This is a genomic window from Candidatus Cloacimonadaceae bacterium (assembly GCA_030693415.1).
Lineage (GTDB): Bacteria > Cloacimonadota > Cloacimonadia > Cloacimonadales > Cloacimonadaceae > JAUYAR01.
This window is the reverse complement of the sequence record JAUYAR010000101.1, coordinates 1-8,711: the sequence shown is the minus strand read 5'-3', so window position 1 is coordinate 8,711 and position 8,711 is coordinate 1. Positions and strand designations below refer to the sequence as shown.

Sequence of the window (8,711 nt, the reverse complement as noted above, 5' to 3'; positions counted from 1 at the left end):
ACACCACGCCGGTTGCGCTTCGGGGCGAGTTCACATTTGATATCTTCAAATTTGACAGACTCAAATCAGAACATTTATCAGTATGAAATCCTCCTGCAAAGTATATATCACTGATACCTTCAATCGTTACCCATCTTATCTAATGGTCACTGGATCTATTCACTGCAATACCGGATTTGCCAAATAATAGTTTCAAATGTGATATGTTGAATCCTTGACTATGTCCAGGGATGTAGATAATTACGCTTTGATACTCAGCATCGAGAATGGTGCCGTCCTGGGATTCTCCCACGAGGTTCATGTAGCTTTTCAGGGGGATGGGGAATATCTGTCCGTTCAAGCTGCTGGAATAGGTACCGTTAGCAACATATACGGTCTTGGGATTGCTGCTGTCGGAGGCGATCTTATACACTGCGTTATAGATTGTCCGCATCGGCTCTGATGGGACTGACCCCGCTGTTATTATTGTCGCCCCAGGGGGCTACATATAGATCGTGATTGACCTCTGTGTGCACGGTGTTTAGGATATCAAAGGTATAGGGGTTGACGATACTGGAGTTGCCGGCTATCGCACAGGCATAGAAATTCCAGGGGTTCGCCACCGTAAAAGTATCGACCACCACATGCACGGCATTGACCAAATAATAATACATGTCGCTGCCGGAAGAACCGATGTTGTTGTAGATACTGCAGCGGTTCACCGGGTCATAAGTGGTGTTGAATTGAGCTCCGGACACGCCCGGGAACATTATTCCTCCTCCAACGGAAGCTCTGTTGTTTTTTATTGTGACACCGCTGATGAACAGGTTGCAGGCACTGATCCACAGACCGCCCCCAAGCGTGGCAGTGTTTCCGTGAACATAACAGTTGATAATGCTCACGTTTCTTTGCCCGCTCATCCTGCCAACTAATATGCCACCCCCGACAGTGAGGTCGTAATTGACTGAGTATTCACCTGTGCCATTGGTTATCGTAAAACCCCTGATGACGATGTTTGATTCATAATTTATTGACGTTATCACCGCTCCATTCCGGCTACCGTCAATAATGGTCGTATATTTATAGTTGACGTTACCGGTAGTGAGTTCGAGGCTTGCCAAGGTGATGTTTTTGCCGTTGAAGTTCAGGTTTTCATGGTATCTGCCGGGATAAACCAACACGATATCCCCGTGCGTGGAGGCGTCGATTGCCGTTTGGATCGAGGTATATTGCTGCGAGCCGTCCAATGCTACGCTGAGGGTGGCTGCGGCACAGCACAGTGCTGCGCTGCAGAGGATTGCGCATAATGCGATTGTTTTCATCATATCTTCTTCATGTGAGTTGCTTGATCTCAGAGTTTAAATCCGTGGTTCTGCTGCCACACGGGCAGCAGAACCACGATGGTTGTTTAATCTCTAAGCGCTAAGCTCATTTCATAAGAGTCATTTTTTGGACGTAATTGCCTGCGGGAGTGCGGAGTCGGCTGAAATAGAGACCCGAGGCAACCGGACGGTTATTGTCGTCTCTGCCGTTCCAGTTCACGCTGTGTTTGCCGGTGGCAAACTGGGCGTTGCTGATCAGTGTTTTCAGTTTCTGTCCTTTGACGTTATAGATTTCCAAGGTAACCGGCATTGCCTGTGCCAGGGTAAAGGCTATCTTCGTCTCCGGATTGAAGGGATTGGGAAAGTTCCGGTGCAATTCGGTATTGATGGGAAACAGTGGGGTGTCTGCGCCCTTGGCAAAGGATAGATAGGCATAGTCACGGATCTGATTTGCTTTCAGCGCGGTTTTTTCAAAAACCATCCGCTCGGGGTTATACACCGTCCAATCCTGCATAATTTTCTTACCTTTACCTTCATAATAGAAGGCAATCTCGATCTCCGCCTCGCTCTTGGCATTATCGTAATAGTAATTCAGGCTAAACAGGCTACTATCCGGCACGGCGGCGCCTTTGCAGATGCCATTGACGAAGATGCCCACTTCCGCTGGCAGATCTTCGCGATCAAGCTCGATATAGATCGGCAGGTAATCCAGCTTTTCGGCAAAAGTGAAGTTTTCGGCGCTTGCTCTGACGACCGCAGCCGACGAGTATGGTGTCGTGTTCCAATACATTTCCTGCGGAGCATCGGGTAATAAATGGACGACCGCCATCGCCCCTTCGGAAAAGGTGTAGCGGTTGGGGTTGATGATCCAGGCACTGCCGTATTCCTGCCGGATTCTGGAAGCTGACCAAGTCTGAGTTTTTATGGTATGGATATGATGCAGATAGGTTCTGCCGGATGATCCGGGGATCACTTTCGAAAAAGCATCCCCCGCTCTCTGTGTATAAGGAACAAAGTAGCCGATCCAGCTTTCAAAGGAAACACCATTTTGCGCGGCTCTCCACAATACCGGAGTAGTGAGCGCATCCGATTTGAACCCGGACACTTCCACCGGATCGATATAACCGGGGTTAAACTTCAGTTTGTAGCCTTTGGGGGGTATCGCCCGCTGGTCGCTGTTGATCCAATTACCCAATCGATATTCCATCGTCCCCGAGTCATCAGGATAATTCCATGCTATCTCAGCAAGCTGTGAAGAATATGGCGCATTCTCCATATGCCCCATAAACATATAACCCAGTTCGTTCCAGTCTTGTTCGTCTATGCGAGTGCGGTCATCGACCACCGGAAAAGACATCCAGAAGATGTTATTTTGTTGGGGGGTTGAAGGACGGTCAAAACGGTAGGTCTTTTGATGATGCGGAATGTAATGGCTACCGATATCCGGCAAGGTACCATCCGGATCGCGCAGATCATTATTCGCACCGGGATATCCCGCATTGATGCAGGGGCTGGGTCCATCGTTATCCCATGCCAAGCTAAAGTCTCCATTTGCCGCATCGGCAAATCTGGGCGTCACATATAAATTCCCGATGCCGGAATACTCGGTTTCCACCCCGTCTTGCATAAACTTATAAGGATTTGAGTATGTCCCATCTGCTTCTGGGACACCTGCGGGGCTTACATATAGATAGTAAGACCAACACGCACTAACAATGCAAAGCAAGGAAACGGCTATTAGCAATCTTCTCATCTGGTTCGTGATGCTATTGCGGAATTCGGGGGGGTACTTGGTATTTTACGCACTTTTACTCCTTTTTTAGCCATTCGGCTTTGTCATCTATTTATTCATTGTGCATAATCCATCTCATCTGTGGTACTCCAAAAAGCACAGCCGCGCCAAACTAATTCTATTCCCCATGACCACGATGCAACAAATACCAAAGGGCAATTTCGTGTCAAGTGCTTTTTCGGCAATATCACATTTTAACAGTCACGCACAGTCCAACTTTTCGGATATTTTTTAATAACATGGCACACTTAATCCACGAAGTTAGAAAATTATCCTTGCTTTCTCGGTTATAGATTTTATACTTTTAGCATAGAATGTTTTTCTCCTTGGGAAATAATGGTCAATGGTGATCTGTATTATACCAAAGACCTTCACTGCGGGAGTAAGCGTTATTTTATGAGATTGGATGATCTATGGATGATTATCGATAAAAAAAGGATAGGAGTTAGTTATGAAAGCAAAGACATGTCTGGTGATTTTAACGATGCTATTGGGTTATAGTCTCGTTATTGGGGTAAATACCAGCCCCGGATGGAGTTATGGGTATGAAGTGGGTGTTGCCAGAGGTGATAATGCTGGAAGTGCCGAGAATTTTGCCCCTTTAGGTCAAGTGCATGCACAATTGGAATTGTTTAGTTATTTTTATTCGAGGATTGGAATGGGTTTAACGCCACTACATGCCTCAAAAACTTATTCTACAACTACCTTTATGGCAGATTACCGGTTTATATTTCAGCCCTATAAAAAGGTCAAATATGCTCCTTACATATATGCCGGGGTCGGAGGTTCATTAGATTTGAAGGACAATAATGCAGATATAATTCCGCATTTCCCTCTTGGCATTGGGGTTAGCACCAAACTAAAACCAGGTATGAGGTTGCAAGTTAGCACCGGGTACAATTTAACCAATTCCGACATGTTGGATGGCAGAATTCGCCCAGTTGGCGACGAGAATCGGTTTACCGACAGGAGACAAGATGGTTTCTTCAACCTCACGGTTGGGCTTTCTTATTCGGATCCGGGGCGTAAACCTGCTCCGAGAGCAGTAGCACCGGCTCCTGTGGTAAAGACTACCCCAGCTCCTGTGCCAGTTCCGGCACCGGCACCGGCACCCGCACCAGTGGTAAAGGCTACCCCAGTTCCAGCTCCTGCCCCAGTTCCAGTGCCAGTTCCAGTATTAGTTCCAGCACCGGTTCCTGCACCAGTTCCAGTTCCAGTGCCGGTAATTGTTGATCCACCTAAACCGGTGGTTATTGCTGTTATTGATAGTGATGGGGATGGATTGACAGATGCAGATGAAATAAACAAATACAAGACAGACCCAATGAACGCAGACACCGATGGGGATGGCTTGACTGATTATGCCGAAGTTATGAAGCATAAAACTGATCCTCTAAACCCTGATACCGATGGGGACGGACTGAAAGATGGGGAGGAAATCCTTACCTATCGCACCGATCCTTTGCAAAAAGATACGGATAAGGGCAGCATGGATGATGGTACTGAGGTAAGCAAAGGTAGCAATCCCCTGGATCCCAAAGATGATGTGCTGGATTTGACCGCCGGGATGAAATTCTCACTGGAAGGTATTTTCTTTGAAACCGCCAAGGCTACAATACTGCCTGCCTCAGCCGAAATCCTAGAGAAAGCCCATACCGCCCTAGCAGCAAACCCAACTGTGAATATTGTCATTATCGGACACACGGACAACGTTGGAAGTGCAGCCAGCAATCAGACTTTATCGATAAACCGTGCAAACTCTGTGAAGAATTGGCTGGTTGCCAAAGGGATAAATGCAAACCGGATTAAAACACTCGGTAAGGGTGCCACCGATCCCCGTGCAACCAACAACACACCTGAGGGTAGGACTCTAAACCGCCGCATCGAGTTTGAAGTGGAAAAATAATCTTTCTACTTGCACGATAAACCCAAATTAAACACCGGGGGTGAGTATTTGCTTTCCTCCGGTTTTTGAGAGTGCCAATGCTGCTCTAAATAAGCGAACCTGAGGTATGTAATGAAAAAAACGACCATGATTGTCCTGCTGCTGTTATCCTCGCTGGGAATGCTGTTTTCCGCCACCGTTAGCGGATTCGTGACCCGCGCCGGCAGTGGCGAACCGCTTCAATATGTCAATGTCCGCATAGCCGGCACCCGGATCGGGGCGCAGACCAACAAAAAGGGCTATTACGTCCTAAAGCTCCATCAAGCGGGGGCTTACAACCTTGAAATAAGCCTCATTTCATATATCGATACCAGCATTTCATTTACGATAAAAACACCGGATGAAAATATGAGCATCGACGCCGCGCTGGAAAAGGGATCGATCGAACTGAGCAAGACGGTGGTCACCGCTACCGGGGACCCGTCTTTGGAGAGCCCTCTGATCCGAAACAGCCTGATCCGCCAAAGTACGGAAGACATCCAAATGGTGGTCTCCCCAGTCGAAGCAGACGTCTTTCGCGCGGTTCTGACCCTACCGGGCGTCGCTCCGATATCGGATTTTTCTTCAGGACTCTATGTCCGCGGTGGCTCTCCGGATCAAAATCTGATCTTGTTAGACGACATCGACGTCTATAATCCCAATCACTTTGGTGGCATCTTCAGCACCTTCAATTCGGACGCCGTGGAAAGCGTCGATCTGATCAAAGGCGGATACCCCGCAAAGTATGGCGGCAGAATGTCTTCCGTGTTAGACGTCACAAATCGTCAGGGCAACCGGGTGCGTCATCAGGGTGTGGCGCGCCTGAGCTTGATCTCTTCAAGCGCCACGCTTGAAGGTCCCTGGAGCGTTGGGGCGCAGAGCGGTTCCTACATGGCATCGATCCGCCGCACCTATGTGGAAATACTCAAACAGTTTTATGACGAATTGCCGGACTATTATTTCTATGATGGACAGGTAAAGCTAAATTGGGATCTCGATGCCAGAAACAAGCTCAGTTTCAGCAGCTATTTCGGGCGCGATGACTTAAGCTTTGATTTCGGCTCCGTTTTGGCGTTGGATTGGGGCAACAAAACCTTTACCACGCAATGGGTTCACCTCTTCAGTCCCACGCTTTTTTCCCAATTCATCTTCGCCGGCAGCGAGTATAAGAGCAATTTTGCCCAGATATCCCAGGAGGGAGAAGAGATATTTGAACGCGTCAACGGCATTCACGACCTCACCAGCAAAGCGATCCTGAGCTGGAAACCGACTAACAACCATCAGGTGGACTGGGGCTATGAACTGAAATGGAACAACACTTGGCTAAAGATGGACACCACCTATCAATATGAGGAAAGCGCCATCCCGGATGTGGAAGTATCCTCTCTGACCTCAGCGATTTACGTTCAGGACGTGTGGGATATCAGCGAGCTTTGGACGCTGCAGCCGGGCATTCGCGCAGCCTGGTATCACACTCTGAAAAGGAAGCCGGGCAACATTCCCAAAGCCAGCTACGTCAATCTCGAACCGCGCATTTCCCTGCGCCGAAACCTGGACGTGGGAGAAAGCATCTATGCAAACTATGGCATCTTCAACCAATATCTGACCCTGATGACAATACAAATCAGCACACCTTTTGACGTCTGGTTTCCTCTGGACGGTAGCCTCGAACCGGGACGCTCCGATCACTATACTTTGGGCTATAAGCGAGATATTTCCAGGTACTTCGGCTTTGACATCGAGGCATATTACAAAACCTATAAGAACCTTTTGCAATACAATGTCGGCACGGATTTTACCTGGAACAACGAGACCGGAACTCTGTCCGACACCTTCCACGTCGGCAAAGGATACACCTTCGGCGCGGATCTGATGCTGCGCAACGACTGGAAAGGCTTGCAGGGCTTCACAGGATACACGATCAGCCGAACGCGACGCAAGATGAAGGACGTCAATATCGATCCTCTCAGCGGCGAAAGCCGGTATTTCTATCCCAAATATGACCGCAGCCACTCGCTCACGATGGTGCAAACCTTCAATTTTTCCCAAAATACCGGCATGCAGTTTCTGGGCGCGGATTTCAAGATCGGGCTCAATTTTACCTTCAATTCAGGACAGCCCAACGACAAACCGGAACGCATCTATTTTGACGGCGAAAACTTTCAGCTCATCTACAGCTATTCGGATCGCATCCGTCTGCCCTATTACATGCGCCTTGATCTGAGCACAAAGTATGAGTGGGTAAAGAGTTGGGGCTCGATCGAGCCCTATTTTGAGGTTATCAACATCTTCAACCGGGCAAACGTCAGTTTTCGAAACTATAACATCGTCTCAGACAGCGAAGGCATCCCAGAACTCACCCATCGGGACAGCACCCAATTCCCATTTCTGCCTTTCATCGGTCTGAACGTAAAATGGTAGGGGGGGATACATGAAATACGCGATTCTCTTCACAATCCTGATCTCTCTGCTGCTAACTTCTTGCAGCGATTTCACTTCCAAACCACGCTTTGAAGGCGACGTCTTTGCCATCGCGGGGTTTTTGATTGCCGGAAGCAGCATCAATCTGGAAAAACCGGTCTATGTGACCCGCAGTGCCTCCATCGAGGATTTTGATCCATTCCAGCTTTTCGTCTTTGATGCCACAGTGCGGATCCACGAGATTGATCCAGCGGAGGGAGATACGCTCCGCACTTTTGAGCTTGCTCCCGCGTTGCATGATTTTATGATCAAATACATCGATCCCGGTGAAAATCTCATCCTGGCAAACCACCGATACCGGATCGAAGTCACGGTTCCCGGCTATGACAAAACCATTTGGGCGGAAACGACCGTTCCCAAAGCGGTGGAACTCATACCGGATTTTTATGGACATAACGTTTCTGGCGAGGGTTTTTCGCTTGATCATAACCTGAATACGACCCTCACCTATTCCACGATCGACAACCGTTATCCCTTGGCTTTGAACACCGGATCTGAGGGCGGAGCATATAATTTTTTGGCAGAACTCTATTGTCTGGAAGCATTTAGCACCGATCTGGAATTCACCAATCCCGTCTTTGGATTCACCCACGCGGACGCATCGATGGAACCTGTCTATAACTCCAGCGACGGCGGCCCAAGGCGGATCAAATTTCTGGGTAGATTCACCTCCACTCCCCAGACCGGCATGATTGGCAACTATCTGGTGGTGCAAGATTATGCGCAAGCCTTTGTCTTCTATGGCAAATACCGCGTTTCCGCCTACATCGTTGACAGCAATTATTACAATTACAGTTTCAATCCCGAAGGCTACCTCTATGGTGGCGTGCACAACGCCCTCGGCTATTTTGGCTCCGCCAGCGGCGGCGTGATGTATGCGGAGGTAGTGAAGTAAATAAGCGGGGGAATTGCAAGTATAAAAGCTGCATAAAGCTGTATATAATCTGCGTCGAAGCGCTATCAAAGCTTTGGCGAAGCTGTATAGAAACTGTATCAAAGCGTCGCAGTTATGGACAGCTCACTTGTTCCCCTTATCACCTAAAAATCCGTCCGACAGTGTGCGAAATTCGGTTCTTGTCAAGTCCTAATATAGTTGACGCTAGGTTGCCACTTTTTGCGATAGCGCTACACCCCTCCATAGTATGCCCCCCAAGCGAAGTTTTCGTGCAGATCAACAAGCCACTGGATACGCGTGAATCCTGTGAGTTATTCT

General features: G+C 48.4%; 6 protein-coding genes. 3 read left to right on the top strand and 3 right to left on the bottom strand.

Annotation, left to right across the window (positions count from 1 at the left end; genetic code table 11):
- Window positions 1-139 precede the first annotated feature (139 nt).
- From Q8M98_06245 to Q8M98_06235, 3 genes are all read right to left on the bottom strand, one after another.
- On the bottom strand, window positions 140-433 hold the full coding sequence (locus Q8M98_06245; protein MDP3114362.1) for a DUF1565 domain-containing protein: 294 nt from the start codon (window positions 431-433) through the stop codon (window positions 140-142).
- A complete protein-coding gene (locus tag Q8M98_06240) occupies window positions 417-1,301 on the bottom strand; it encodes a hypothetical protein (protein MDP3114361.1) in 885 nt (294 codons plus the stop codon). The genes Q8M98_06245 and Q8M98_06240 overlap by 17 nt, the downstream gene beginning before the upstream one ends.
- Window positions 1,302-1,407: 106 nt before the next feature.
- Window positions 1,408-2,928, bottom strand: a complete 1,521-nt coding sequence (locus tag Q8M98_06235; GenBank protein ID MDP3114360.1) for a FlgD immunoglobulin-like domain containing protein — start codon at window positions 2,926-2,928, stop codon at window positions 1,408-1,410.
- Window positions 2,929-3,544: 616 nt separating this feature from the next.
- Here Q8M98_06235 and Q8M98_06230 point away from each other — a divergent pair.
- The 3 genes from Q8M98_06230 (at window position 3,545) to Q8M98_06220 (ending at window position 8,393) form a co-directional block, all read left to right on the top strand.
- Complete coding sequence (locus Q8M98_06230; protein ID MDP3114359.1) at window positions 3,545-4,999, top strand: OmpA family protein; 1,455 nt, start codon at window positions 3,545-3,547, stop codon at window positions 4,997-4,999.
- Window positions 5,000-5,110: 111 nt separating this feature from the next.
- A complete protein-coding gene (locus Q8M98_06225; protein ID MDP3114358.1) occupies window positions 5,111-7,438 on the top strand; it encodes a TonB-dependent receptor in 2,328 nt (775 codons plus the stop codon).
- A 10-nt stretch (window positions 7,439-7,448) separates the two neighbouring features.
- Window positions 7,449-8,393 (top strand): DUF4249 family protein, encoded by a 945-nt coding sequence (locus Q8M98_06220; protein MDP3114357.1) that lies wholly within the window; start codon window positions 7,449-7,451, stop codon window positions 8,391-8,393.
- Window positions 8,394-8,711: the final 318 nt, after the last annotated feature.